The 25,484-nt window shown below is 37.6% G+C and carries 24 protein-coding genes and 1 riboswitch; of the genes, 12 read left to right on the top strand and 12 right to left on the bottom strand.

What is annotated here, in order from left to right; genetic code table 11:
- The first annotated feature begins 77 nt into the window (after positions 1–77).
- The 4 genes from IMO47_RS17965 (at position 78) to IMO47_RS17950 (ending at position 3,359) form a co-directional block, all read left to right on the top strand.
- The gene (locus IMO47_RS17965) at positions 78–728 is read left to right on the top strand and encodes a hypothetical protein (RefSeq protein WP_196076804.1); all 651 of its coding nucleotides are present in this window, start codon (positions 78–80) and stop codon (positions 726–728) included.
- Between the two features lie 27 nt (positions 729–755).
- On the top strand, positions 756–1,439 hold the full coding sequence (locus IMO47_RS17960; RefSeq protein WP_196076803.1) for a hypothetical protein: 684 nt from the start codon (positions 756–758) through the stop codon (positions 1,437–1,439).
- A 41-nt stretch (positions 1,440–1,480) separates the two neighbouring features.
- Entirely contained in the window at positions 1,481–2,119 is a 639-nt protein-coding gene (locus IMO47_RS17955; RefSeq protein ID WP_196076802.1) for a DUF4304 domain-containing protein, read from the top strand.
- 199 nt (positions 2,120–2,318) lie between these two features.
- The gene (locus IMO47_RS17950; protein ID WP_196076801.1) at positions 2,319–3,359 is read left to right on the top strand and encodes an ATP-binding protein; all 1,041 of its coding nucleotides are present in this window, start codon (positions 2,319–2,321) and stop codon (positions 3,357–3,359) included.
- Between the two features lie 639 nt (positions 3,360–3,998).
- On the opposite strand, the gene IMO47_RS17940 is transcribed toward IMO47_RS17950, so the two are convergent.
- Positions 3,999–4,598, bottom strand: coding sequence for a GNAT family protein (locus IMO47_RS17940; RefSeq protein WP_196076800.1), 600 nt, complete (start codon positions 4,596–4,598; stop codon positions 3,999–4,001).
- 419 nt (positions 4,599–5,017) lie between these two features.
- On the opposite strand from IMO47_RS17940, the gene IMO47_RS17935 reads away from it, so the two are divergent.
- Positions 5,018–5,554 (top strand): transglycosylase SLT domain-containing protein, encoded by a 537-nt coding sequence (locus IMO47_RS17935; RefSeq protein ID WP_196076817.1) that lies wholly within the window; start codon positions 5,018–5,020, stop codon positions 5,552–5,554.
- Between the two features lie 123 nt (positions 5,555–5,677).
- Here the strand turns inward: IMO47_RS17935 and cysK are convergent, their stop codons facing one another.
- Positions 5,678–6,676, bottom strand: coding sequence for a cysteine synthase A (cysK, locus tag IMO47_RS17930; RefSeq protein WP_196076799.1), 999 nt, complete (start codon positions 6,674–6,676; stop codon positions 5,678–5,680).
- Between the two features lie 232 nt (positions 6,677–6,908).
- On the opposite strand from cysK, the gene plsB reads away from it, so the two are divergent.
- Positions 6,909–9,110, top strand: coding sequence for a glycerol-3-phosphate 1-O-acyltransferase PlsB (gene plsB / locus IMO47_RS17925; RefSeq protein ID WP_196076798.1), 2,202 nt, complete (start codon positions 6,909–6,911; stop codon positions 9,108–9,110).
- A gap of 118 nt (positions 9,111–9,228) precedes the next feature.
- On the opposite strand, the gene IMO47_RS17920 is transcribed toward plsB, so the two are convergent.
- Positions 9,229–9,915: a class I SAM-dependent methyltransferase gene (locus tag IMO47_RS17920; protein ID WP_196076797.1), complete on the bottom strand. Its 687-nt coding sequence runs from the start codon at positions 9,913–9,915 to the stop codon at positions 9,229–9,231.
- Between the two features lie 381 nt (positions 9,916–10,296).
- A complete protein-coding gene (locus IMO47_RS17915; protein ID WP_196076796.1) occupies positions 10,297–10,920 on the bottom strand; it encodes a TetR/AcrR family transcriptional regulator in 624 nt (207 codons plus the stop codon).
- A 415-nt stretch (positions 10,921–11,335) separates the two neighbouring features.
- Between IMO47_RS17915 and IMO47_RS17910 the strand changes: the two genes are divergently transcribed.
- Together IMO47_RS17910 and IMO47_RS17905 are read left to right on the top strand one after the other, a co-directional pair.
- Positions 11,336–12,577 (top strand): transporter, encoded by a 1,242-nt coding sequence (locus IMO47_RS17910; protein ID WP_196076795.1) that lies wholly within the window; start codon positions 11,336–11,338, stop codon positions 12,575–12,577.
- A gap of 171 nt (positions 12,578–12,748) precedes the next feature.
- A complete protein-coding gene (locus IMO47_RS17905) occupies positions 12,749–12,994 on the top strand; it encodes a hypothetical protein (RefSeq protein ID WP_196076794.1) in 246 nt (81 codons plus the stop codon).
- A gap of 73 nt (positions 12,995–13,067) precedes the next feature.
- Here the strand turns inward: IMO47_RS17905 and IMO47_RS17900 are convergent, their stop codons facing one another.
- Positions 13,068–13,823: a phosphodiester glycosidase family protein gene (locus IMO47_RS17900; RefSeq protein WP_196076793.1), complete on the bottom strand. Its 756-nt coding sequence runs from the start codon at positions 13,821–13,823 to the stop codon at positions 13,068–13,070.
- A gap of 182 nt (positions 13,824–14,005) precedes the next feature.
- Between IMO47_RS17900 and IMO47_RS17895 the strand changes: the two genes are divergently transcribed.
- Positions 14,006–14,542 (top strand): lecithin retinol acyltransferase family protein, encoded by a 537-nt coding sequence (locus IMO47_RS17895; RefSeq protein WP_196076792.1) that lies wholly within the window; start codon positions 14,006–14,008, stop codon positions 14,540–14,542.
- Positions 14,543–14,585: 43 nt separating this feature from the next.
- Here the strand turns inward: IMO47_RS17895 and IMO47_RS17890 are convergent, their stop codons facing one another.
- The 3 genes from IMO47_RS17890 to IMO47_RS17880 form a co-directional block, all read right to left on the bottom strand.
- On the bottom strand, positions 14,586–15,029 hold the full coding sequence (locus IMO47_RS17890; RefSeq protein WP_196076791.1) for an SRPBCC domain-containing protein: 444 nt from the start codon (positions 15,027–15,029) through the stop codon (positions 14,586–14,588).
- Positions 15,030–15,468: 439 nt separating this feature from the next.
- Positions 15,469–15,789, bottom strand: a complete 321-nt coding sequence (locus tag IMO47_RS17885; protein ID WP_196076790.1) for a pyrimidine/purine nucleoside phosphorylase — start codon at positions 15,787–15,789, stop codon at positions 15,469–15,471.
- 133 nt (positions 15,790–15,922) lie between these two features.
- Positions 15,923–17,644: a glutamine--tRNA ligase/YqeY domain fusion protein gene (locus tag IMO47_RS17880; protein ID WP_196076789.1), complete on the bottom strand. Its 1,722-nt coding sequence runs from the start codon at positions 17,642–17,644 to the stop codon at positions 15,923–15,925.
- 167 nt (positions 17,645–17,811) lie between these two features.
- On the opposite strand from IMO47_RS17880, the gene IMO47_RS17875 reads away from it, so the two are divergent.
- From IMO47_RS17875 to nfsB, 3 genes are all read left to right on the top strand, one after another.
- Positions 17,812–18,321: a peptidylprolyl isomerase gene (locus tag IMO47_RS17875; protein ID WP_004830577.1), complete on the top strand. Its 510-nt coding sequence runs from the start codon at positions 17,812–17,814 to the stop codon at positions 18,319–18,321.
- Positions 18,322–18,412: 91 nt separating this feature from the next.
- Complete coding sequence (locus IMO47_RS17870) at positions 18,413–19,132, top strand: UDP-2,3-diacylglucosamine diphosphatase (RefSeq protein WP_196076788.1); 720 nt, start codon at positions 18,413–18,415, stop codon at positions 19,130–19,132.
- Positions 19,133–19,418: 286 nt separating this feature from the next.
- Positions 19,419–20,072, top strand: a complete 654-nt coding sequence (nfsB, locus tag IMO47_RS17865; protein ID WP_196076787.1) for an oxygen-insensitive NAD(P)H nitroreductase — start codon at positions 19,419–19,421, stop codon at positions 20,070–20,072.
- 129 nt (positions 20,073–20,201) lie between these two features.
- On the opposite strand, the gene IMO47_RS17860 is transcribed toward nfsB, so the two are convergent.
- The 4 genes from IMO47_RS17860 to rodA form a co-directional block, all read right to left on the bottom strand.
- A complete protein-coding gene (locus tag IMO47_RS17860) occupies positions 20,202–21,446 on the bottom strand; it encodes a D-amino acid dehydrogenase (RefSeq protein WP_196076786.1) in 1,245 nt (414 codons plus the stop codon).
- Positions 21,447–21,618: 172 nt separating this feature from the next.
- A riboswitch (glycine riboswitch) is annotated at positions 21,619–21,707 on the bottom strand.
- A 72-nt stretch (positions 21,708–21,779) separates the two neighbouring features.
- Positions 21,780–22,268, bottom strand: a complete 489-nt coding sequence (locus IMO47_RS17855; protein WP_196076785.1) for a hypothetical protein — start codon at positions 22,266–22,268, stop codon at positions 21,780–21,782.
- A gap of 311 nt (positions 22,269–22,579) precedes the next feature.
- The gene (locus tag IMO47_RS17850) at positions 22,580–23,848 is read right to left on the bottom strand and encodes a D-amino acid dehydrogenase (protein WP_196076784.1); all 1,269 of its coding nucleotides are present in this window, start codon (positions 23,846–23,848) and stop codon (positions 22,580–22,582) included.
- Between the two features lie 398 nt (positions 23,849–24,246).
- On the bottom strand, positions 24,247–25,383 hold the full coding sequence (gene rodA, locus IMO47_RS17845) for a rod shape-determining protein RodA (RefSeq protein ID WP_196076783.1): 1,137 nt from the start codon (positions 25,381–25,383) through the stop codon (positions 24,247–24,249).
- Positions 25,384–25,484 lie beyond the last annotated feature (101 nt).

Here is a 25,484-nt window from a genome sequence, read left to right as displayed (position 1 = left end):
AAGTTTTAAAAATCTTGTATTCGTACTTTCTCTTTCGCTATAGTACGTATGCAAACATTGTGAAAGTATAAGCGATCATGCTGTTGAATACAGAATTTAATCAAATTAAAACGCTCTTGTCTGGTCTCATTTTGAGCTGTATCAGCACGTCTGCTGTTTATGCACTCCCTGTAGACTGTAAACATCAAGACGCTGCTTTATTCAAGAAACTGTGTAGTCCACAATACAAAGAACTTCGTGAACAACTCAATGAAAGTTACCTCACCACCTATCTAGTCACAGATGCACCAGTACGTTTGATAAATGATACCCACCATCTTTGGCTTAACCGTTTACGCCAATGTAAAACTTCAGATTGTTTCAAACAGCAGTTCGATATTCGTCTTGAAGATTTAAATTTTTACACATCCATGAATCAAAGCCTCACTCAGCACTTTATTAAATACCAACATGGTAAAATTGCAGAACAGCCGATTCATTTACAAATCCATCAGTTGAGCAAGGATCGTATTAAAGTAGAGGGCATTGCATACCGAAATCCGAACAACCGTAAAGAAGCCCAAACAATTTCATTGTTGGCTTACACGACTCCAGAAAAAAAGAATGAAATCTTAGACAATGAACATGACTGTAAATACACTTTAAACTTTCAAAAAGCAATTTTATCTGTTTCTACACAACAAAAAGGTTGTGAGCGTTTTAGCGGGATATATCGTCTCTATGATTAGCAATTAAAATATGATCGGGAAAAAATAATGAATATGGCACTTGCACTCGATCCTGAGAAATTAACGGTATTATCACCATGCATGCAGAACCATGATGTTGGTTCAGACCACGATGAATGGCCAAACAATATTCTTTCGCGTTTTACCCAAGTCTATAATGATGGAACAATTACAAAATATCCAGCAAGCCCAAATCACACGATTGATCAAAATGAATTGGGATTATGCCAAAATCTCAGTTCCGAAATCGCCAAGATTATGGCAAATGTAGAAGTGGGCATGGGATCAAATTCCGGTGATTATTTTCACCCTTTCTATATTGTGCATCAGCAAAAAGTCCCTGTTAAAAAGATTACCCCTGAATTGATTTATCAGTCATTCGCCAACACCATTTTTCCACTTGCAACAATTACTGTAGAACCAATGACGTCAAAAACCTTGTGGTGGAAAGAAGTTGAACAAGATGGTGAAGAATCGCCACCAAGCTACTTTGAACCTTGGAAAAAAATGAAAGAATGGTTTACTCAGCAGAATGATTTTATTGATTCTGCCTTTATCCGTATTGGTGACGCAATGCAGTTGGAACAGATCGATCGCAAAGACTATCCTCATGGAACAGTGATTACAGGTTGTGTCTTACCTAGACTGGCATTAGGCTTGACCGCAAATGGAAGCCTAGTGGGTTTATTTGGTTATGTTGTCCAAAGTTAGCATTTTCTGACCCGTTCGACTCAAATTGGGTGATATTCGATATGGATAAAAAATTTATTTCCAAACAGTTACGCACCCAATTCTATCCGCTTTTAAAAGCACAGGGTTTTACCCAAAAAGCTGATGTATTTTGGCAAGTGGATGGTGAAGTGATTCGAATTGTAGATATTCAGCATTTCAAAAAAAGGCATTGCTTTCAAATTAATCTAGGCATACATCTCATTTCATTGGGTGAATATGTAATGGGCTGTACCGGCAAAGGTTTAGAGATTGAGAAAATGCGTGATTATGATTGCGCGTGGCGTGGTTCAATTCTTTCAGGCTTGATGAATGATTATGACAGTGATTGGTCATATACACAGTCAGCGCAAGATGCAGCACAAATGGTTGAATTTTTAGTTTCTGAATGGGATCGTCAGAGTCAGCTTTTTTTTGGAGAAATGGCGCAATGGCCTGAAGATTTCATCAAAAAAGTAACTTTGGCAATCCAAAAACCCGTACATCCAAGTGAAATGTGTACTTTATGCTATGTCTCAGGCGCAGCTGGTAATTTAGAACTCGTGAAAAAACTAGCAGAAGTTGCTCTTCCTTATGTACCTGAGCGGGCAACATCCTTAAAAGCTCGTTTAGAGTCATTTATTGTGAATCCAAGTTTGGCTATACCAAAAATCGCCCCTTAAATATCCAACACCGCACTCAGTGTTTATTCATCAAATTGAAATATTTGTTATATTTTCTAACAACTTTAAATATACGATTTAAATCATTACACTTTATTTCCTGCCCTATTTCACTTATATATAAGTATATATAAATAGTCTGATGACATATTTGTTGTAAATACCGAACACCAAATGATAGAGGATAAAAGGTGTTGCTATGGATTTGAACATGTATATCACCAATAAGTTTAAGAATTTTAATGAGTTTCTAGAAACTCATTGGCATGATTACCCCAATAAATACAAAGAGATCCAAACTTTACTATTTTTTCAAGCTTACACCACTACCCCCTTTTCTGATAAGTTTGAAATCAACATTTATCAAGCTTTAAAATATCCAACACTTAGACATTATTTTCAACAGATTGAAAAATATATTCATATCCCGCCCAAACAACTTTTTCCAAGCTCCTTTCATCGCCCGTATGAACACATTTTAAATGAATTAAAATATTTAAGTTTTTATCAAGACCCGTTTGAAGTGCATAAAAAATTGGAAAAAATCAGAGATACTTTTAATAAAATTTCCATTCCTGTTTCAAGTCATGAGATTTATAGAGAAATTTTACAGCAGCTTAGTGCAAGTTTCGAATATATTGCAGATCCCAAAGTGCTCACTGAGTTGAAAACCAAACTTATTTATCAGTGGCAGGACATTCATAATCTCGAAACTGTAACTGCCTACAAATCACTGGAAAAAATTAAAAACACTCTAAAAAATTACCAACAGAATGCTCATTCCGACTTCTATTTGAACTTGATACAGCTTGGTGAAAATCAAAGGGTTGAATTTAAAGAACGTACCACAGATTTACTGACCAATCGTAAATCTGATAAATGGGTCAAAGCCTGTTTTGCCTTTATGAATACACGAAATGGTTATGTATTTATTGGTGTAGCAGACGATCTAAAAATAGTGGGAGTTGAACAAGAACTTGCCGAACATTTTAATGATTCACTTGATTTAATGAAAAGAAGTTTGATAGACAAGCTTGCACATGAAAGCAATAAAATCTCAAATATTTACACGACATTGGAAGAAATACAGATCCAGGGAAAAACAGTACTGGTGTTCAAGTGTAATAAGTCCGATCGTCCTTTATATTATAAAGGCGAATTATTTATGCGGACCAATGGACAGACAACACGGGTACCACCTGAACTAATCGAAAGTTTTCGTGTAGAATTTTATTGCTAGTCTTAGGTCGGTAAAAACATTTAGAGAAAAGAATTAAAAAAATATGGATTACCCTCAATTTAAATATCATCCCAATGCATACAGACTTGATCTATTTGAAAAACAAATCGGTAGGTGTTCGATTTGCAATCAACAACGTGATTTAAAGTACATAGGTTCTTTCTATAGCGTAGATGAACCCGACTATATCTGTCCATGATGTATTGCCAACGGCGCAGCAGCACAGAAATATGCTGGAGAATACAATGATTACTGCAGCATTGAAGGAGTGTCTTCAAATCCAAATGATGCATTTCCAAAAATCAATCCTGAATTTTTAGATGAGATCTGTAGATGAACACCAAGTTGTCATCGTTGGCAACAAGAAGTTTGGCTCGTGCATTGCAATGCGCCACGTCAGTTTATCGCTTATGCTGATATTGAAATGCTCAAACCGATTGGAATGAAGTTAAAGCCGATATCGAAGAAAATGGCTATCTATCACAGCTAATACGTGATCACCTCATGATCGAAGGTGATTTCACAGGCTATCTGTTTCAATGCATCCATTGCCGACAACATGGCTTACATATCGATTGCAGCTAGACAGAAAAATTAATCAGCATTCATGTCAATCAAAAAATAAAAATTATCAATCACTTAACGAGATAATAATTGAGTCAAATGCTGTTTCACTTCCAGCCATTCTTCTTTTAAAATACTATACATGACTGTATCACGTACTGATCCATCTTTTCTTAAGGCATCCTGACGCAAAATCCCATCACGCTGGGCGCCCAATCGTTCGATTGCTTTTTGGCTTTTGAAATTGCGAATATCCGTACGTAATGCAACTGAATTGGCGTGTAAAGTTTCAAAAGCGTACTGAAGGAGCAGAAATTTACAACTGGTATTGATATGACTACGTTGTACAGACTCGCCATACCATGTATAACCAATTTCAACACGACGTACATCCCAGAGAAAATCTCTAAAACTGGTTGTACCGACAATTCGCTGTGTATGTTGATCGAAAACCACAAATGGAACACGTAAACCTTGTGATTTTTGCTCAAGGGCTTTTGCGATATATGTCTGCATCTGCGAGTAGTGTGGTACCGAGGTATAGTCCAACTCCCATAACTTTCCATCCTTACATACATCCATCAATGCCAGTGCATGTTCTGCCTGCAATGGCAACAGCTGTACCTGTGATGTTTGCAGTGATGTGTAAAGCGGTGAAAAAATATCCTGATTCATAGCAATTACACCAATGTAGAGAAAGCTCCCCGATTTTCCGCTATGTTTTTGAAACTTTTATGATCAAAATATGAAATTACCATGACAATTCATGAATTATAAATGATCTGATTTCTCAATAATCTTTGATATAACAAGATGCTGCGCTTTTACAATCATTTCGAGAAAAATATGAGCTTATGCTTTTTTAATCTGACTTTTGTATCATTTTATATTTTTCAATCGCTTCGATAAATTCTTCTTAAAAAAACGTTATTGCTGAAACAAACTGCCTTTAGAACAATTATGGTTAAATAATAGACCATTCAAAGACGGAGATACAAATCAAGAATAAATCTACAGAGGTTGTCAGATTGACAGCTCAACATTCGACACTTAACATCTTGAACAATCTCGGATTCGCAGTTATTGGTTTTGTTTTGAATTTTCAGTATCAGTTAAAAATAATTTCTACAATTTGTGTAACCCTTGCAATCACAGCATGCTCTTCTTTAGGCGGCGGCTCTGTGCAAAAACGCGCAGCCAAACTTTCGACAGGCATACAGAAGGCTTATTCAGTTTCCCCAGATATTGCAAATAGAGTCTCACCTTTTATTGTACAAAGTGCAGATCAATATAATGTCGATCCATTACTGATTGCAGCTACAATTCGCCAGGAATCCAGTTACCGCAGTTATGTCACTTCTCCATCAGGTGCAGTTGGTTTAACACAGATAATGCCACGTTTCTGGCAACAAGCATGCCCTGGAGATTTATTCGATGAATATACCAATGTGCGATGTGGAACCATGATTTTAGCAAAATACAACCAATCTGCAGGAAGCTGGAAAAAAGCATTGGCTTATTACAATGTGGGACCGACAAATTACGAAACAAACCGTAAGATGAAACGCCAAGGGAAAAGATATGCCAAACAAGTGAAGCAGCATGAAAAACAGTTAAAATCTTCCTTGTAGAAATCTAACAGTAAAATTTATCTATCAACAAATTAAGCCCTCTCTTTGTCATGCTTGAGAGGGCTTAATTTATAGTCGATGCAACCTAGAACAGCAGCGGTATACGATTCAACTTAGGAGAACTTAATCTGCAGAAATATCTTCAAATAGCACTGAAGACAAATAGCGTTCGCCCGCATCAGGTAAAATCACCACAATTGTTTTTCCTGCATTTTCAGGACGAGCTGCCAATTGTGCCGCTGCTGCTAATGCCGCGCCACTGGAAATCCCCACAAAAATACCTTCCTGAGTTGCACTTTTGCGTGCAAAATCAATGGCAACTTGGTTTTCAATAGCAATCACTTCATCGACCAAATCTAGGTTTAAATTTTTAGGAATAAAGTTTGCGCCGATACCCTGTATTTTATGTGGACCAGGGGTTAAGGTTTCACCGCGCTTGATTTGTCCAATGATTGGAGAGTCAGCAGGTTCAACCGCAACTGAGTGAATCGCTTGATTTTTGACATTTTCAAAATAACTGGAGATTCCTGAAATCGTTCCGCCAGTACCGACACCAGCCACAAGAATATCAACTTTACCTGCGGTGGCTGCCCAAATCTCGGGACCTGTAGTTGTTTCATGGATTTTAGGATTGGCTGGATTTTCAAACTGTTGCGGTAAGTAATATTTTTCTGGTTGCTCTGTAGCTAAACGCACGGCTTCTTCGACTGCACCTTTCATCCCTTTTGCAGGCTCAGTTAAAATTAAATTCGCACCTAAGGCTTTTAATACTTTACGACGCTCAATACTCATGCTGGCAGGCATGGTTAACGTGATTTCATAACCTTTTGCTGCTGCTACAAATGCCAGTGCAATCCCGGTATTGCCACTGGTTGGTTCAACAATGTGCATGCCTTTTTTTAAAAGTCCCTTGGCTTCTGCATCAGCAATCAATGCTGCACCAATGCGGTCTTTGACAGAAAATGCAGGATTACGGCTTTCTGTTTTTGCTAAAACAGTTGCTCCACCTGTAATCAGACGATTGATACGAATTAACGGTGTATTGCCAATGGATTCAGCATTGTTGGCATATACTGCGATACCTCGATTTTCTGTGTTGGGGAAATTTGGATCTGTAGACATGGTCTTTCCTTGAATTTAAATGAGTTTATATCAATCTATCACAATGCTGTGGCATGACACTTTGATATTCAGTAACTGAATTTAATTATAGCAACAATCAAACAGTTTACTTATATAAATCATAAGTTTAGTTTTTATGCAATGTATTTGACTGAATTGTCAGCAAATCAAAGTATATATTTGTATATTATTTCAAGCATAATAACCCTATAACTCATCTGAAGAGAAGATTATGGCAAGCAGTGCTTATCAAAAATTTTACCGTCAATTTACAAAAAAAATCTTAAATAAAATTGTCAGCCCACAAGTTCTGGGTGATACACAAACACTTGAAAATACAATCAATGATCCAGATACAGCACATTTTCCAATTTGCTATGTGATTCAAGATGATTCAACATCAAATAAAGTCTTGATTGATAATGAAACTGAAAAAAGAAAGCTTAGTCCTGCATTCGCACCTCTTCAACTTTCTTCCGACTATCAAGAAGATGATTCTTTTATAACTTTAGAGCCAACAAAAAGTAATGCATCGGCATATTACCCAGATAAAATCATTCGTCTGGTTGAGTTTTTATTGAAACATCCTGAACAGGATGTATTGCTGATCCCGACGACGATTTTATGGGGACGTGCCCCTGAAAATGAGGACAGTTGGTATAAAGCACTGATGGCAGATGCTTGGGCAAAACCGACAGGTATCAAACAAGCGCTCAACATCACGCTTTATGGCCGTGACAATTACATCGAGTTCCATCAAGCAATTTCTCTGCGTCAATTGATCAATTCAGCCATCGAACTTACACCGAATTTCTCGCCTGCTCATTATGTGGTTACTGAGCTGAATAAACAGTTTAATGGCTATAAAGAAGCTATTCTGGGTCCTGATATTTCAGATCGTCGTAATGTGATTAATAAATTGATGACCACTGAAGCGATAAAAGAAGCCATTCTTAATGAAAGTATTCATAAAAAAATCAGTATCAATGAAGCTGAAAATCTGGCACATCAGTATTTAGATGAAATCGTTTCTGATTTTTCCTACTCGACGCTGCGTTTTGCTGAGATTGCATTAACCAAACTTTGGACCCAATTATATGATGGAATCGAAGTACATAACTTTGATACAGTGCGTGAACTCGCCAAAGATTACGAGATTGTCTATACCCCATGCCACCGTAGCCACATTGACTATTTATTACTGTCTTATGTGATTTATAACCGTGGGCTGATGGTTCCACATATTGCGGCAGGCATTAACCTGAACATGCCTGTGGTTGGGCAACTGATGCGTGGTGCAGGTGCCTACTTCATTCGCCGTAGTTTCAATGGCAATGCACTATACACGGCTGTTTTCAAAGAATATATCTACAGTATGTTGAATCGTAACACACCGATGGAATACTTCATTGAAGGTGGGCGCTCCCGTACTGGATTATTATTACCGCCTAAAAAAGGCATGTTAGCAATGACAATCCAAAGTTACCTACGAGGAAACAGTAAACCGATCGCTTTTATCCCAACTTATTTCGGCTATGAAAAGCTCATTGAAGGCAGTTCATACATCAAGGAATTGGGCGGTCAAAAGAAACAGGCTGAATCCTTATTTGGTTTATTAAAGTCTATTCAAAAAATTGAAAAAGTATTTGGTGTGGTACATGTTAATTTGGGTGAACCTGTTTTTCTTGAAGATATTCTGCTAAAAAATCAAGCACCGCAACATGTCGGATTGCATGATGAGATCCCTGACAGTGTCAAAGCCAGTGTAAACGATGTTGCAATCGACATTTTGGAAAATATCAACAAAGCTGTGGTGATCAATCCAATCAGTTTGATTTCTCTGGTATTGTTAAATGCGCCTACACATGCCTTAGCTGAACGTGAAGTTTTAGTTCGTTTGGAACAATTCCGCAATTTATTGAAACACCATCACTATGATGAGCGTATGCAAATAACGGAACTCTCCAACAAAGAAATCATTCAATATGCCATGAAACTCAAACAAGTTGAGTTGATTGAACATGACAATGAACGCTGGGTAAAAGTCAGTGATCTTCAGGTCGGTTTACTGAAATATTTTAGTAATAACATCCTGCACACTTTTATTCTGCCTGCTCTGATTGCCAAAGTATTAAAACAAAATACCGAGCAACAGCATTTTAAAATTACAAAATCTGAATTATTTTCACAGGTGATTGAACAATATCCGTCAATCCATAAAGCATTTTTCTTAAAATGGGATGAAACTCAAGTGGATACCCAAATTGAATGTATTCTGGAATATTTCAGTGCTGAAAAACTGATTGATATAGATGCAGAGCATAATATCACCATTTCAAAGGCTGATCCTAAAATTCGCTTACTTTCAGCACTTGCACATTTATATGATGTCAATGTGGTGAAAGAGGCTGAAAAAGACGTAAAGGATAAATAACAGTCATGTAAATTTGAATCAATCTATACGGGGATTAACTCAAAAACAGTGGTTTTGATCCCCCAGTATAGATATCGTAGACTACAAATATAATTAAAATTTAATAATATAAAGTTTATCAACGTATTGAAGACTTGAATCCAATAAAACCATAATAATTCGATACTTGTGCGAAAGTTTTAACGAAACTAAAACCAGCATTTCGGTAAAGATCCGTCATGTTTTCTGCGCTCACCAAAGCAAAATCATCAGTAATGCGATCTGCCATGACCTGTATTTGCTTTTCATGTAATCCTGAATCTAGGGTCAAGGTTTTTAAAGCGTCCAAATCATGTTTATTTTCAAATTGAGTCAATTCTACACTTAAACATATCCCTGTATGGCTTAGGCTATTTGCAATATCTTTAAAAAAAACTAGTTTGCTTTCAACAGGAACAAAATGCGAGACCAAAATTGCCAAGGCTGCATCAAAAGTTGTGGTGATATTTTGCAGTATTGAGCTATCCCCCACGATACATTCAATTCGAGAAGATAACCCTGAATCGTCAATATGCTGTTTGGCTTTTTCAATCATATTTGGAGCAGGATCAATTGCAGTAAATCTCCAAAGTGGAAATTTCTCTGCCAAATACTGTAATTCATACCCTGTACCGCATCCCACTACCAGAATATCGGCTTGTGAAGGTACATAAGTCTGTAGCAAAGCATGGACTTGTAAATGAAACAGTTCATAACCCGGGATTAATTTACGGATATGCTCGTCATAACTTTCCACCACCCTTGGATCATTAAAATCCTTTGCCATAATTCCCCCCCCCTTCTAATCAACGTTTTAAAAAAGATATTTTATAGATGAATTATTAACCCGCTGAAATTAAGGTAACACGAGTTCGATAAAAATTCAGGATGAAATATGATATCCAAAGATGTCATCTACATCTCTTCGAACCAAAAGGTCTTTTATTAAGATATTGTTATGCTACTGATTAACTTTTGGCTGTCGACAAGTTTTGCACTAAACATGATGGCGCTGTGCAGATAATTGCCTTACGGAGTTTCGCAGCTTACACCTCATCAGAAGTAAGACTCGCCACAGGTTGATGCTGCGATTGGATAAAAACTCAGCAAAAATCAACCAAAACCATTGTGTCAAGAAGTTAAAGATAGGGTCAGCACGAACTCGAGTTTAACTATGTTTAACTTTTACGGCTTGTAGACAAAAATCTGCAATTTGTTTAACAAAATATTCTTTATAAGTTTTATCGAAGCGTTTTGTTTTTGCAATACTGAGGGGTTCAATCACGACGAATGTCATTGCTCCCACGATACACAATGCGGTGGTATTTAAATCTTCAAATATAAACTCACCTGAGTGTCGTCCTTCAGTCAAAATTTTAATAATACTTTCTTTAATCAATTGCTTGCTTTGAAAGCGCTCAAGTTCGAATTGTGGATCAACAGGTTCAAACAACAGGGAATATGACAATCGCGGGCTATTCATCGCCCTTTTGACAAAGGTTGTCACTGCGCGATGCAATTTTTCAACAGCAGTTAATTCAGTATGGGCAATATCATTCAAAATATTCACTTCAATATGAATAGCAGCATTTAAAACTTCAATCAGTACTTGATTTTTATTTTCAAAATAACGGTAAACCAAACCACTTGAGACACCCGCTCGATCAGCGATTGCTTGAATTTGAGCGTCTTTAAATCCTCCTTGTGCCACCAGTTCGCGAGCTGACAATAAAATCATCTCACGATTCTGCTGCATTTTTTCTTCCATGACAGAGGATCTTTTATAATTCATAGCAATCTGTAAGTTCCATTAAAATAAGATAATTCAGATTAAATACTAATAAATTTTAAATCAATAAGCTATCAATCTGAGAGATTTCATTGTGATATCTATTTTTATCATCTAAAAAACAATACTTTGGTTATGCGTGAATTTTTTATAAAAATGAAGGCTTAAGCATGATTTGAATAAGCCAATCCTTTAAACAATTCAATTAAAATAATCGTTAAAACATGATTACTTTGTCCGTTAATCCCCCCTTAATCGGTCACTCATCCCCTTTTTTCACATGATCAAAAATGATTCACTCTTCCTATAAAGTGTTTGAATAAAATCAGTGAAACTAATGACTTAAGATAGCTTAATGGTTTCCATTTTATTTTAATTTTATGACCGTAATAACAAAAACATTCAAGGAACGAACAGCATGAAAACACAGCCACTTCTTCTCAGTATACTCACCCTATTCTCGACAGCTTATGCACAGGCGGCTGCAATGGATCAATCCGGACAATCCATACTGGCATTTCTTGAAGACAAAAACTATTTTGAAGTCAGCATTTCCGCAGTTGATCCAGATGTTTCCGGTAAAGTCAGGAATCGTCCAGATTTGGTCAATGCTGGTAGTAATGATCTGAGTACTGGCGATATGGCACGATCATTCCAATACTATAATGCAGCATTGAAACTTCAAATTGCGCCAAAATTCTCATTTGGCGTGATTTACGATCAACCCTATGGTGCGGACATTGAATATCCTTTACGTAGCAATAATACTTTTTCTGATACTGAAATTTCCATGAAAGGTACTTCAGCCAATGTAGATACACAGAATATAACGATGCTATTGGGTTTTCAGCCAAATACACATTTTAATTTGTATGGTGGTGGCGTTTATCAGACGGTCAAGGGATCAGTATCTTTACGCGGCAATTCCATGAGTGTATTCAATGGTTATGACGCAAAATTCAAACAGGACAGTGCTGCTGGATGGGTGGCAGGTGCAGCTTTTCAAATTCCCGAAATTGCCTTAAAAGCCGCTGTAACCTACCGCTCTAAAATTAAACACAAAATTGATGCACAAGAAACGATTTTTGGTGAATCACTGGCGATCACTGAAGATAAAGCGACTGAAATCAATACACCTCAATCTGTCAATATAGACTTACAAACTGGTGTTTATAGAGACACAATTGCGTATTTAAATGCACGTTGGGTAAACTGGAAAGATTTTAAAATTCGCCCTACCCAATTCGGCGCCTTAACCGAGCTCGCCACGGCTGAACTGAGTCAAGGATTGTATTCGGGAGGATTCAATCTCGACGATTATCAAAAAGACCAATACAATTTAACACTCGGTCTGGGACATCAGTTTACTGAAAAATGGGCAGCTTCAGCGGATGTATCATGGGACTCTGGTACAGGTAATCCTGCTTCTGTGTTAAATCCAACCAAAGGTGGGTGGGGATTGGGCATTGGTGTGCAATACAATCCGACTACACAATACTTTATTGCTGGAGGCGTTAAATATCTATGGATTGGCGATGCAACAGCGCAGGATGGAACATATTATATTCCTGTTCCGGGTGCTTCTGAAATCGCACAACAAGGCGACTATCGAAATAACAATGCCATTGGTTATGGTCTAAAAATCGGCTATCGTTTCTAAAAACAACGATTTGGTTAAACTTATTTTTTAGCGTAGACTTCATTCTGGCGTATATATTTGAAGAATGAAGTCTTTTTTATTGAAAAAATTCATTTCATCGTCATTTGTGAATGCTAAAAACTTTAATGATCAATATGAATAAAAATCAACTTTCAATTTAAGGGTAATAATATGAAATTATTAAATTTAACAGCAATGATTGCTTTAGCAACAGCGTTAACGGCATGTGGTGGCTTGCCAAAGGAATGCGAAGAATCTTGGAAACATATGGAAGATTTAGCAAAACAGAGCGGTATTCCTGAAGATTCACTGAAAGAACAGAAAAAGGCTTTTGAAGAAGAAATCAAAAAATTGTCAAAAGAAGATGCAATCAAAGCATGTAAAGCGCAATCATCAATTATTGGCATGGTTAAATAATTTAATCAGCGTCAGTATATGGATGTGCCTTGATCCACATCCATATATTCTTCCACCATTTTTTAGTCCATGATTAAAGGCACTGCTCTGCTTCTGTATAAACAAACATAGGACCTAGATCATATATTTGATCATTTCTTTTGACTTGTGGAATGTATGCGCTTGAGATGCTTCCATCTAAATATAAAGCCTGATCAGTCTTGAGCTGGGTTTTAAAAATATCAGCAAATTCATAAAAATTAATTTTGCCACGACTAATCACAAAATAGAGCTGATTATTTTTAACCCCCACGCCATTCCTAACTTTCAATGAATCTGAGTCTTTTACAAAGATTGGATTAATCTGCCCATTGATGACCAGCATCGGACCAGATTGTGTTGCAAAGCGCGCTTTAAACTTAGACTTCTGATACTGGGATGTGGTTTGAATTACCACTCGATGATCATTCCATGCCACCACCCCATTCGGTTGCATAAAGAAGTTACCAAATTTGTTCTTTTGTTGATTTAATTCAACCTGTTGTTTGTTTTGCTCAATATACAGTCCGACAGGTGTAAAATTGACATGGTACATCCCTGCATTCATAGCAAAACTGATCTTACATTGCTTCAGGTTCTTCTGTAACGCAGCGAATTTCTTATAGGGTCGAGCCTGTGGGTCTTTGAGGAATAACTGTAGCTTACTCAGATCATCAATCCGCACCACATCTGCTATCACTTTCTGATCTTTACTGATTTTGATATAAGTTGTCTCAGCATGTAGCTGAAATGGAAAAGTACTCAATCCAATACTGGTCAGAAAGTTGTAGATCCAATATCTCAAACGCATAAACTTGAATTCCGAATCATCTTTTCAATTTTTAAATTCATAATGCATGTTATTTTGCATTTTAAATGTAATTTTTTACTTAATTAGCACTTTAAGGGCTATTAAATTCATCATGCATCGCTATAATCATTCTATCCTTTCAATTAAATACATGTGTACAATTTATTTGAACTGAGTGACATATGCAGACAAAACAAATAACGAAATACCCGATTGGAACACATTTAATCGTCAAACATTTTGGCTATAGCCATCATGGCATTTATGCAGGACGAGGTCGCGTGATTCATTATTCTGGTTTTGCACATTTCTTTAAAAAACGTCCGATAGAAATGACCTCTCTGGAAAAATTCTCACATGGTAAAACCATTCGCATACGTCTTTATGAGCAACCCAAGTTTTCGGGTCGCCATGTCGTACGCCGTATGCGCTCACGTATGCATGAAAACAACTATCACCTTATTATCAATAACTGCGAGCATCTCTGCAGTTGGGCAATTACAGGGATTGAGAGTAGCCCTCAAGTGGTGAAAATGATGAATCGTTTAACCACAATTGGTTATATCAGTTCAATCATGACCTATATGAACGGCTTATTTTTAACTGTTGCCACCACCTGTTTTGCTTTGGTGTTATATATCAAAATGAAACTTAGAGCTCAGTCCAAACTCAAACTCCCAACTTATCTATCATTAAAAGAACAACAAACCAAAAAGTAGTTCATTTAATGCACTGATCGGTGAAATGGACAAGCCAACACCGTTAAAATGGTGGAAATTTATCTTCAACCAAATTCAAAACTAAACCATGCTCCAAATAGGCTTTTAAACCATCCAACACCGTTGTAAATCCACCAGTCGCATCTATAATAAATTTAATCAGTTCAGCACCCTGCAATGGGATATCATAATTACGAATAGTGACATAGGTTTGCTCGGCACCCAATGCTTCAAAAATGAAATCCACAGATGTTTTAGGTTCTCCCCAGGCAATTTGAATCAATTTATTTTCAAGAATATTAAAAACCATGACCTTTGATTTTACTTGATATTTATCCCAACTCCACTGCACAATTTTGCCTTCTTTTAATGGACCGGTCGCACTGTTAAACCAAAACTTAGTGGTTATTTCAGGATCAATAAATGCATTGAAAACCTCGGATACCGGTTTACGAATCAGCATTTGTGTTTCTATTGTTGGATTCATTCTTATTACTCTTTTACAGGGATAACGATTGGATGAACAATAGCATACTGATAGCATACGTAGATAAGAATCAGTATCAAGTTTTTGTTAATAAATTTAAAGCCTTAATGATTAACCACTGATGATTCAATCCAACAAGGATGTTGTTCTGAAAAGTGAGGCATTGCCTACACAAATCTATTTAAACTCTAGATGTAAAACATGCAATTAAAAGCTTTATAGTATCAAACAGTATATTTATCGCCTTGATTTTATTGATCAAGAAGTTATCGTTTAAAGTATGCATTTTTTAACAGGTGGACGATGGATGTCCTCTGCAAAGACGAAAACATTAAATTGAACAGCGATCATTCATTCAAGCAGATTAACTAAAATTTTTCTCAAAATATAGGGCTGTCAAAGCATCTGATCGATATGATGCATATTTCAAGAATGGGGATTACTCCAAATGACAAATATAATCAACCACTTCTGTCGATTGCATACTGAATCGGCTATTTGCAGGGACTGTAAAAAACTCACCTGAATGGTACACTTCCGTTTCCTCACTTTGCTCTCTTTTTACAAAGCATTTCCCCGAAATAATTTCGATTTTTTCGCTAACATGTGTTTCAAATATCAACGGTTTCTCAGTAGGTAAAATCACACCCAATGTTTTTTTTGAACCATCTTGACATTCGATAACATAACTAATTGATCGCCCTTTATAATGTACATTAGGCTTGATATGAACCGTAACAAAATCAAATTGGGAAGACATTGGCTTATCCTGATTATTATTTGTACGCTTAATATATCGCTATTCGATATCATTGCTCAATCAATTTCGTAATCAAAAAACCTAGCCGAAGCTAGGTTTAAAGTCGAAACTGATTTAGCGCTCAATGCAAAGATTATTTGCCCGGTTTAAAACTGTCTTTTAAATCCAAGATACGGTTGAACACAGGTTTTGCAAGCGTATGATCATACTGATCTGCAACAAAATAACCTTCTCGTTCAAACTGGAAACGATCTTCCGGCTTGGCTTGAGCCAAAGCGGGTTCAACCACTGCTTGTACGGTTTTTAATGATTCAGGGTTTAAAAACTTCAAGAAATCATCATCGGCATCCGGTGCAGCTTCAGTAAATAAACGATCATAAATACGGACTTCAGCCGGAATCCCTTGAGTGGCTGAAACCCAATGAATAACCCCTTTTACTTTGCGTCCTTCAGGATTTTTACCTAAAGTTTCTGGGTCTATTGAACATTTCAGCTCAACAACCTCACCGTTTTCATCTTTAATCACTTCGTCACACTTGATCACATAGGCATGACGTAAACGTACTTCACCTTCTGGAACCAAACGTTTAAAGCCCTTAGGGGGTACCTCTTCAAAATCTTTACGATCGATGTAAATTTCAGAAGTTAATGGAATAACACGATCACCCATATCTACATTTGGATGACGTGCATGGGTTAAATCCATGTCTGCCGGCAAGTTGGTTAATGTCACTTTTAATGGATTTAATACAGCCATCCCTCGAGCTGCTGTATTTTCAAGTGATTGACGAATGCAGAATTCAAGCATTGCCACATCCACAATACCATCAGTTTTAGATACCCCTACACGCTTACAGAAGTCACGTAGACCTTCAGGAGTAAATCCACGGCGGCGCATACCGACCACCGTTGGCATACGGGGATCATCCCAACCGCTGACATAATTCCCTTCAACCAATTTGCGCAATTTACGTTTAGAAGTAATCGTATAGTCTACATTTAAACGACTTGATTCATACTGACGTGGTACAGCCTTTGAATGGACCTTTTCAACAATCCAATCGTAGAATGGGCGGTGGTCTTGAAACTCCAATGTACACAATGAATGGGTAATGCCTTCAATTGCATCTGACAATGGATGCGCATAGTCATACATTGGATACATTTTCCATTTATCACCCGTTTGATGATGTTCGGAATGAAGTACACGATATAAAATTGGATCACGCATATGCACATTCGGAGAAGCCATATCAATTTTGGCACGCAATACGGCTTCACCTTCTGCAAATTCACCATTATTCATTTTTTCAAAACGAACAAGATTCTCTTCAATAGAAGTATCTCGGTAAGGTGAGTTTTTACCTGGTTCTACGAAATTACCACGGTTAATTCTAATTTCTTCAGGGCTTTGCAAATCTACATAAGCATCGCCTTGTTTGATTAACTGGATTGCCCAAGCATGCAATTGGTCAAAATAGCTTGATGCATAACGTGGTTCACCATTCCATTCAAAGCCCAACCATTTTACATCGTTGGCAATTCCGTCGACATATTCTTGTTCTTCAGCATCAGGATTGGTGTCATCAAAACGTAAGTTACATAAGCCTTCATATTCTTCTGCAATACCGAAATTCAAGCAAATCGCTTTAACATGACCGATATGCAGATAACCATTTGGCTCTGGTGGAAAACGAGTCACGACTTGTTGTGTACGACCTGTTGATAGATCATCAGTAATCACCTGACGTACGAAATCTAAGCCCGGTTGTTGTTCTTGCTGCGCATTATCGACAGGGCTGGCATTATTTGTCGGGCTTTTCGGCAGTTCTGAAACAACATCATTTGGCTTCATAGTTGATAAATCACTTCTAAAAGTTAAAATTGAATATAGAAAATGCGATTTTATCCTTTTTAACAAAAGAATTTCACATTTTTACTTGCTATGTAGTTTACAGTTTGCTTATGCTTCTCTCAACCAAAAACCCATGACATTTTTCGTCATGATTAGGAGATTATAGAATGAGTTTTCCTCAAGTCGAATTAAACACCAACAAAGGACGTATTGTTCTTGAACTTAACTCTGAAAAAGCACCAAAAACTGTTGCTAACTTTTTAGAATATGTTCGTGATGGTTTTTATGATGGCGTAATCTTCCATCGTGTTATTGACGGTTTTATGATCCAAGGCGGTGGCATGGATGAAAACTTTAAAGAAAAAACAACTCGTGATTCAATTGAAAATGAAGCTGACAACGGTTTGAGCAATGACGAAGGTACGATTGCAATGGCTCGTACACAAGCACCTCACTCTGCTTCTGCACAATTCTTTATCAACGTAAAAAATAACTCTTTCCTTAACCATACAGGTAAAACTGCACAAGGCTGGGGTTATGCAGTATTTGGTAAAGTGACTGAAGGTATGGATGTAGTTGAAGCGATTAAAGGTGTTCGTACGGGCAACCGTGGTTACCACGCTGACGTTCCGCTTGAAAATGTAGTGATCGAATCTGCAAAAATCATTGCTGAATAATAAATAAATCCTACTTTTGTACTTTGATTAAAGAGCAACACGGCATCCAGTCACAAGATGCTGAGAGTAGGATAATTTTATAGGAAAAAAAGTGACCTATCTGTTTATCGCTGATTTACATTTGTCACCAGAACACCCTCGACTGGTTCGAGGGTTTTTTGATTTATTGGATCATTATAAAACGCTAAACACTCAATTGTTTATTCTTGGCGATTGGTTTAATGCTTGGATCGGCGATGATTATACTGCGCCTTGGCTCAATGAAGTTGTTCAACATTTACAAGCGTTTAACCAAGCAGGTAATCAAATTTACTTTCAAGTTGGCAATCGTGATTTTGCTTTAGGTCAAGCGTTCTTGGATCAGTTTAACGGCCAGTTACTTCCTGAAATTTATCATTTTAAAATTGCGCAAACGCAGTTCCGTCTTGAACATGGCGATGCATTGTGTACTGATGATGTTGCTTATCAAAGATTTAAGAAAGTCATCCGTCATCCTCTGGTATTGAAAATCTTAAAAGCTACGCCTCTCAGCTTTAGGCAGAAACTTGCCAATGGTTTTCGTAAACAAAGCCGCGAATCACAACAAAACAAATCTTACGAAATCATGGATGTCAATCCAAAGGCTGTAGAACAGGCTTTAGAAAATTCAGATGTCTTGATTCATGGACATACCCATCGTCCTGCAATTCATGATGTAAAAAATAAACTTCGAATTGTTCTTGGTGATTGGCGAGAAAAAACTTCTGAAGCAATGCTTTTGGAAGTCAATGAAAATGCAGAATGGCGATTGATTCAATGGGTAATTCAATAACAACGATCACACAGATCGCGCGTAAAAATGGATGCTATTTATGCTTAGGCTTGTACAGCAGCATCATTTAAAATACACCAAAAAACTCAATTGACATGTGCACCATTCATTACACGGGTTTAAATAAAATCTTTAAAATCTGAAGATGAAATAGAAAATCCAGTTAAAATTTATACAAATATTTCAATTCCCTTATGGTTTTGATGTTTATTTACGATTTTAAGATTCACTTTCAGGAATTTTAGCATAGAATATATCGAAACTTTACGATATACGAGATACATTCATGGATCTATTGACTGTAGCAAAAACACGTTATACCACCAAGGCTTATGATGCAACAAAGAAAATACCGCATGCACAATTTGAACGTTTAGTTGAAATCTTGCGTTTAACCCCCTCCTCCATCAATATTCAACCTTGGCATTTCTTTATCGCAGATCATGATGCGGCAAAACAACGCATTGCAAAAGCCCTTGTCGGCAAATATGCCTACAATGCACCCAAAGTATTGGATTCATCACATACAATCGTATTCTGTACACAAGCAGACATCAGCGAGCAACACTTAGAAAGTTTACTTCAACAAGATGATCAAAGCGGTCGCTTTAAAGATGAGCAAGCCAAACAAGGACAAAAAGACAGCCGTACAGGTTATGTCTCGTATTACCGTAACGAAAAAGGTGATATTCAACGTTGGTCAGAAAATCAAACCTTTATTGCGCTTGGACAAATGCTCTTAGCCGCAGGAATTGAAGGAATAGATGCTACTCCAATTGGTGGATTTGACGAAGCAATTTTAACGGAGGAACTTGGTCTAGCTGAAAAGAACTTAATTCCTTCTGTTATTATGACGCTTGGTTATCGCAGTGATGTCGATTTCAACGCCAAATTACCCAAATCTCGTCTTGCACAGAAAGATATTATTACTCGTCTTTAAGTCTGAAATGTTGATTAGACAATAAAGATTAAGAGGGGCATATCCCCCTCTTACTTTGACATTCAGATCATATCACCCAGAAAATGCCATTTACATTTAATTCATTTGTATCTACAACATGATCCAAAGCTAGATCGGATGTGAACTTGCAACCTCCTGACTGATCATCACGGCAGTTGCAGCAGATAAGGTCCAACCTAAATGTCCATGTCCCGTGTTATAGAATACACGTTCACGCTTACCTCGTTTTACCACAGGCATCATATTGGGCATCATTGGACGTAAACCTGCCCATGGCACACAATGCTCGGTTGATATATCAAAGTTCTTATTGACCCAATCCGTTAAAGGCTGGATACGGTCAGAACGAATATCACGATTATAGCCGTTAAATTCTGCTGTGCCTGCAATACGTAGACGATTCGCACCTAAACGAGACGTTACAATTTTCGCACTTTCATCGAGCAAGCTGACCCAAGGTGCACCATTAATACTTTTTTCATCATTGAGCTGGACCGTGATGGAATAGCCTTTTACAGGATAAACATTCACTCGATCACCTAACTGATTGGCTAACTGATAGCTTCCTACGCCACCACAAATGACCACTGCATCAGCGCTTAACTGCTCGATGGTCGCCGAATGTCCTTCCATATTTTCTACACTTGGATGGTATTGAATATTTACCCCCTTGGACGTGTGCTCTACATTGACCACTTCCATTCCAAATAAATATTTTACCCCATACTTTTCAGTTGCTTTCGCCAGCCCTGTTGTGAACTTATGAATATCTCCGGTTGCATCGCCTGGACAATAAAAACCACCGTAATATTCGCCAGTCAAACTTGGTTCTATGGCCTTGATTTCCTCATTGGTCACTGCATGACGCTCTAAGCCACCTTTGCATAACAGTGCGTTGACACTTGTTGCAACTTTATAATCATATTCAGAATGGTAGAAATGTAAAATTCCACGTTTTTCTAAATCAAAATCAATGCCTTCTTGTTCAGCAATGCTAAACAGCCTTTGGCGCGCTAAAAGTGCCATTCTGACCGTGTCTTGGGTATTGGCTTCATAGTGTTTGATATTACCGAGGAACTCCACCAACCAAGCATATTTATGTAAGTCAAAAGAAGGATTGAGCAATAACGGTGCATCTTTTTTTGCCATCCATTTGATGCCTTTGAGCACGGTAGATTTTTGATTCCATACTTCGGCATTACATGCAGATAATTGTCCGCCATTGGCAAAAGACGTTTCCATAGCCGGAAATAGATGTTTATCAATAACAGTAACTTGATACCCTAATTGAGCAAGTTCGTAAGCTGAGGTAACACCCGTAATACCCGAACCAATAATAACCACATGACACATACACACACTCCTTTGAAATGTAATTCTTCTCATTACATTGTCAATGTATGCCCCATCTGTCATGTGTACCTGAGAGCTTCGATAAGAATCTAAACTATTTAGATTTTACCTTCCCCTTCGGTGAGTCATTTCTTTTTTGTTTTCAATAGAATGACTTCTCTCCAGAGGTTTTACGATAATTACAGTCCTTTTGCCTGAGAGTTTCCGGGGTCGTTGCTCCTTCGGCGAGTCTACAAGAGACTTCTCTCCTGCAATCATCTTTCCTTTTATATAGCAATGTATATGCCATTTTAAATAAAATAGATACACTTTTGCGGTAATCAATGGTAAAAATTATTCTGTCTTACCAAACTCAGCTAAAAATTGCTGTTTATCCTCGTCCGTCAAGAACCGTAAAATATAAGCTTGAATACTGTTTTGTTTTAATTGTGCTATTTGCTCAATTTTAGATAATGCCACATTTAATTCAGCCATATTTTCAGCATATAAGTGCTCAAGCCAAAGGGTTTGGTCAACATCTCGTTCAGTTAAAATCAGTGCGACACCACTTTCAGAAACCAATGCTTCACTGAGTTCAACACTCATATTACATTGTGTATAAGTCTCACCTGTCCACGAGTTGAATAGCAATTGCACATGTGACGCATCTAGTTTTAACTCTACATATAAATCAGTCGCGGAAAAATACATAATTCTTTCAAATTCTGATTCATAGGCATAAGCTGCAAAATCATTTAATAAATGTTTAATCTGACCATTCTGAGTATTTGCGATTACAGCAATACCATCTACAGCAAAACGTAAAACTTTTAACGCATTCATTTTCTACTCGATAGTTTCTCATTAAATTTATTGATTACACTTGATTTTATTCAACTTTACCCATGATCCGGCTGTAAAGTTGATCAACTGTAATCTAAAATTTAATCCTTAGATAGTATTTAACACTTCATTTAAGTTTTGAATAAGTCCATCGGCATAAGTACATTGCTGAATATTGCCCATACTGTGATTTTGGAGATTATATAATCCGACCGTTTCATCAGTATCGATTTATCTATTGCCTATTGGCACTTGAGCCATGCATTAAATCCATATGTCTTATGCAAGCGACAAAGCCTAAAACAGGCAATTTAAGCATTGCTACTTTCATACCTAAACACGTTCAAGTCATCATATTCAATTTGTGGTGTCGTTCCTGAAATAATATCGGAGAGCAGTTTTGCAGAGCCACAGGACATGGTCCAGCCCAATGTGCCATGTCCAGTATTGGTATATAGGTTTTGATATTTGGTTTTACCGACAATCGGCGTACCATCAGGAGTTGCAGGTCTTAGTCCCGTCCAGAAATGGGCATCTGTAATATCACTGGCGTTAGGGAATAATTGCTGGAGCACCATCAATAAGGTATCTTCTCTGCTTGATTTTAAAGAGCGGTCAAAACCATTAATTTCGGCCATTCCTCCCACTCGAATACGGTCATCAAAACGGGTTAAAGCAATCTTATAAGATTCATCTAAGATTGTGGAAATCGGTGATAATGCAGGATCAATAATCTTGGTGGTGATCGAATAGCCTTTTAATGGATATACAGGTGCATCAATATCCAACTGTTTTAACATTTCGTGGCTATAACTACCCAAGGCCATCACATAGACATCACCTTTCAATGTACTGCCATCCTTAAGTTGAATGGCTGTAATCCGATCAGAATCTTTTTCAATTTTTTCAATTACAGTATTGAAAAGGAAATTTACACCTTGCTGTGCAGCAAGTTCAGCCAACTCTGTCGTAAATTTTTGACAGTCGCCAGTCTGATCGTTGGGTAAACGCAAGCCGCCGACAAAGTCTACTGTAGCATGTGCCAAAGCGGGTTCAGCTTTGATCACACCAGCTCTATCCAATAATTCAAATGGTACACCCTCATGCTTTAAGACTTCTGTATCTTTGCCAGCAACATCCAACTGTTGTTGTTTACGAAACAGTTGCAGGGTTCCCAACTGACGTTCATCAAAATGAATTTTCGTTTCCGCACGCAGCTCATCCAAACAATCACGACTGTATTCTGAAATTCGCACCATTCGTTCTTTATTGATTTGATAGCGATTGATATTGCATTCAGCCAACATACGAACCATCCATTGATACTGATACATATCTCCTGTCAGTTTAATGGCAAGGGGGGAATGGGGCTGAAACATCCATTTAAATGCTTTTAAAGGAATGCCTGGAGCAGCCCATGGTGAGGCATATCCTGGTGAAATCTGCCCTGCATTTGCGAAACTTGTTTCCAGTGCTACATTGGGTTGTCGGTCAATTACAGTCACGTCATGACCTGCTTGTTTTAAATAATAAGCCGATGTTGTTCCAATAACACCTGCGCCCATAATGATGATATGCATACTGAACCGAACCTTATACGAATCTATCGTCTTATAATCTATCGTGATGTGTTATACGCTATTTTTTGTCACTCTTTTAATGTAGCACTTAGACAGAATTTGGCAACACACAATTCGTATTGAACGATTAAGATTACATATACTACTGAATTATGGTTTTTTATATTTAATCAATATGAGTTCCACAAAAGTTGTTGATGAAATATGCTCAAAGGCAGCATCATCCGCATTTGTCTGAGGCAATAATTGTTTTGGGAGGTATTGTTTCTGCGATGGATTAACTGCGTTGCGGATCATTGAGTTTCAAACATGATTGCCGATCGATCGGAACACAATAAAAAACTCTCTTCATCCATGACGATTCAGAGAGTGTTGTAGAATCGATCCACCCCAGGCATTTATCGATGGGTATGAATGGACATTACGATTCCAAAACTTGCCAGCAATGCGATTACAGCCGATCCACCATAACTCATCAATGGCAATGGATCACCTGTGACAGGTAAGATGCCACTCACCATTCCTGAGTTCACAAAAACATAGAAAAACAATGATAGGCCAATTGTTCCAGCCAAAAGGCGTCCATAATTATGGAAACTGTTTAAACTGATGATCATGCATCTAAAAATCATTGCGGTATACAATGCAAATAAGAAAAATACCCCGATAAAACCAAATTCTTCTGCATAAGTCGACATGATAAAATCGGTATGGTGTTCCGGTAAATACCCCAATTGGGATTGCGTGCCTTCCAAGAATCCGCGACCCGTCATTCCTCCTGAACCAATTGCAATTTTAGACTGGATGATATTCCATCCTGCGCCCAATGCATCTGACTCGGGATCAAATAGAGTCATGATTCTTTTCTTTTGATAGGCTTGCAGCACAAATGTCCAAATCAAGGGAAAAGCCATTGCTAAAGCAGCCAAAGTACCCATGATTAAAGTCCATGACATGCCACTGAGGAATAAGGCAAAGACCCCACCAATGACAATACCTATGGCTAGGTCAGGCTGTAGCAGTGCCAACCCAAATGGCACCACCATAATGATTAGAGCCACCACGATATGTTTAAATTTCGGAGGCAAGGGATTACGTGAAAAATACCATGCCATCATCAATGGCATGGCAAATTTCATAAATTCACTGGGCTGCATGCTGCCAATTCCAGGGATGGTTAGCCAACGTTTTGCACCTAAGCGCACATCACCAATCAACAACACCAAAATCAGTAAAAAAATAGCAAACAGATAAAACCACGGACTAATCGCTTGATAAACTTTTGGGGGGATTTGTGCACATATAAACAGCAAAACAAAGCCCACACTAAAACTGACAGCTTGGCGAACCACCATGGTCATGTCTTCAGAAGAAGCGCTGTAGACCATTAATAGACCAAGAACCATATTGATTAATAACAAGCCCAATAGCCAAGGATCCAGGTGCAATCTATCCCACCGCGACATTTTCTGATTAATACTTAAACCATCTCGAACGGACTGACGTAAAAACTTATACTGGGGCGAGGGTGTCATAAATGCAAATCTTAAACCTAGCTTAATCTAGCCAAATTATAGAGATAAATATTCAAGGAGAACATCTATCCTTTGAGAATAATTTTTATTTTCGCAGTTTT

Origin of the sequence: Acinetobacter sp. Res13-Abat-PEC15-P4-01 (genome assembly GCF_015676285.1) — a bacterium.
In the GTDB taxonomy this organism is placed as follows: domain Bacteria; phylum Pseudomonadota; class Gammaproteobacteria; order Pseudomonadales; family Moraxellaceae; genus Acinetobacter; species Acinetobacter nematophilus.
The sequence above is the reverse complement of the archived record's forward strand: the minus strand, read 5'-3'. Positions and strand labels throughout refer to the sequence as shown.

Excerpts from the sequence above, each read along its gene's own strand:
- IMO47_RS17965 (WP_196076804.1), top strand. The coding sequence starts at position 78 with ATGCTGTTGAATACAGAATTTAATCAAATTAAAACGCTCTTGTCTGGT.
- IMO47_RS17960 (WP_196076803.1), top strand. The coding sequence starts at position 756 with ATGAATATGGCACTTGCACTCGATCCTGAGAAATTAACGGTATTATCA.
- IMO47_RS17955 (WP_196076802.1), top strand. The coding sequence starts at position 1,481 with ATGGATAAAAAATTTATTTCCAAACAGTTACGCACCCAATTCTATCCG.
- IMO47_RS17950 (WP_196076801.1), top strand. The coding sequence starts at position 2,319 with ATGGATTTGAACATGTATATCACCAATAAGTTTAAGAATTTTAATGAG.
- IMO47_RS17940 (WP_196076800.1), bottom strand. The coding sequence starts at position 4,598 with ATGAATCAGGATATTTTTTCACCGCTTTACACATCACTGCAAACATCA.
- cysK (WP_196076799.1), bottom strand. The coding sequence starts at position 6,676 with ATGTCTACAGATCCAAATTTCCCCAACACAGAAAATCGAGGTATCGCA.
- plsB (WP_196076798.1), top strand. The coding sequence starts at position 6,909 with ATGGCAAGCAGTGCTTATCAAAAATTTTACCGTCAATTTACAAAAAAA.
- IMO47_RS17920 (WP_196076797.1), bottom strand. The coding sequence starts at position 9,915 with ATGGCAAAGGATTTTAATGATCCAAGGGTGGTGGAAAGTTATGACGAG.
- IMO47_RS17915 (WP_196076796.1), bottom strand. The coding sequence starts at position 10,920 with ATGAATTATAAAAGATCCTCTGTCATGGAAGAAAAAATGCAGCAGAAT.
- IMO47_RS17910 (WP_196076795.1), top strand. The coding sequence starts at position 11,336 with ATGAAAACACAGCCACTTCTTCTCAGTATACTCACCCTATTCTCGACA.
- IMO47_RS17905 (WP_196076794.1), top strand. The coding sequence starts at position 12,749 with ATGAAATTATTAAATTTAACAGCAATGATTGCTTTAGCAACAGCGTTA.
- IMO47_RS17900 (WP_196076793.1), bottom strand. The coding sequence starts at position 13,823 with ATGCGTTTGAGATATTGGATCTACAACTTTCTGACCAGTATTGGATTG.
- IMO47_RS17895 (WP_196076792.1), top strand. The coding sequence starts at position 14,006 with ATGCAGACAAAACAAATAACGAAATACCCGATTGGAACACATTTAATC.
- IMO47_RS17890 (WP_196076791.1), bottom strand. The coding sequence starts at position 15,029 with ATGAATCCAACAATAGAAACACAAATGCTGATTCGTAAACCGGTATCC.
- IMO47_RS17885 (WP_196076790.1), bottom strand. The coding sequence starts at position 15,789 with ATGTCTTCCCAATTTGATTTTGTTACGGTTCATATCAAGCCTAATGTA.
- IMO47_RS17880 (WP_196076789.1), bottom strand. The coding sequence starts at position 17,644 with ATGAAGCCAAATGATGTTGTTTCAGAACTGCCGAAAAGCCCGACAAAT.
- IMO47_RS17875 (WP_004830577.1), top strand. The coding sequence starts at position 17,812 with ATGAGTTTTCCTCAAGTCGAATTAAACACCAACAAAGGACGTATTGTT.
- nfsB (WP_196076787.1), top strand. The coding sequence starts at position 19,419 with ATGGATCTATTGACTGTAGCAAAAACACGTTATACCACCAAGGCTTAT.
- IMO47_RS17860 (WP_196076786.1), bottom strand. The coding sequence starts at position 21,446 with ATGTGTCATGTGGTTATTATTGGTTCGGGTATTACGGGTGTTACCTCA.
- IMO47_RS17855 (WP_196076785.1), bottom strand. The coding sequence starts at position 22,268 with ATGAATGCGTTAAAAGTTTTACGTTTTGCTGTAGATGGTATTGCTGTA.
- IMO47_RS17850 (WP_196076784.1), bottom strand. The coding sequence starts at position 23,848 with ATGCATATCATCATTATGGGCGCAGGTGTTATTGGAACAACATCGGCT.
- rodA (WP_196076783.1), bottom strand. The coding sequence starts at position 25,383 with ATGACACCCTCGCCCCAGTATAAGTTTTTACGTCAGTCCGTTCGAGAT.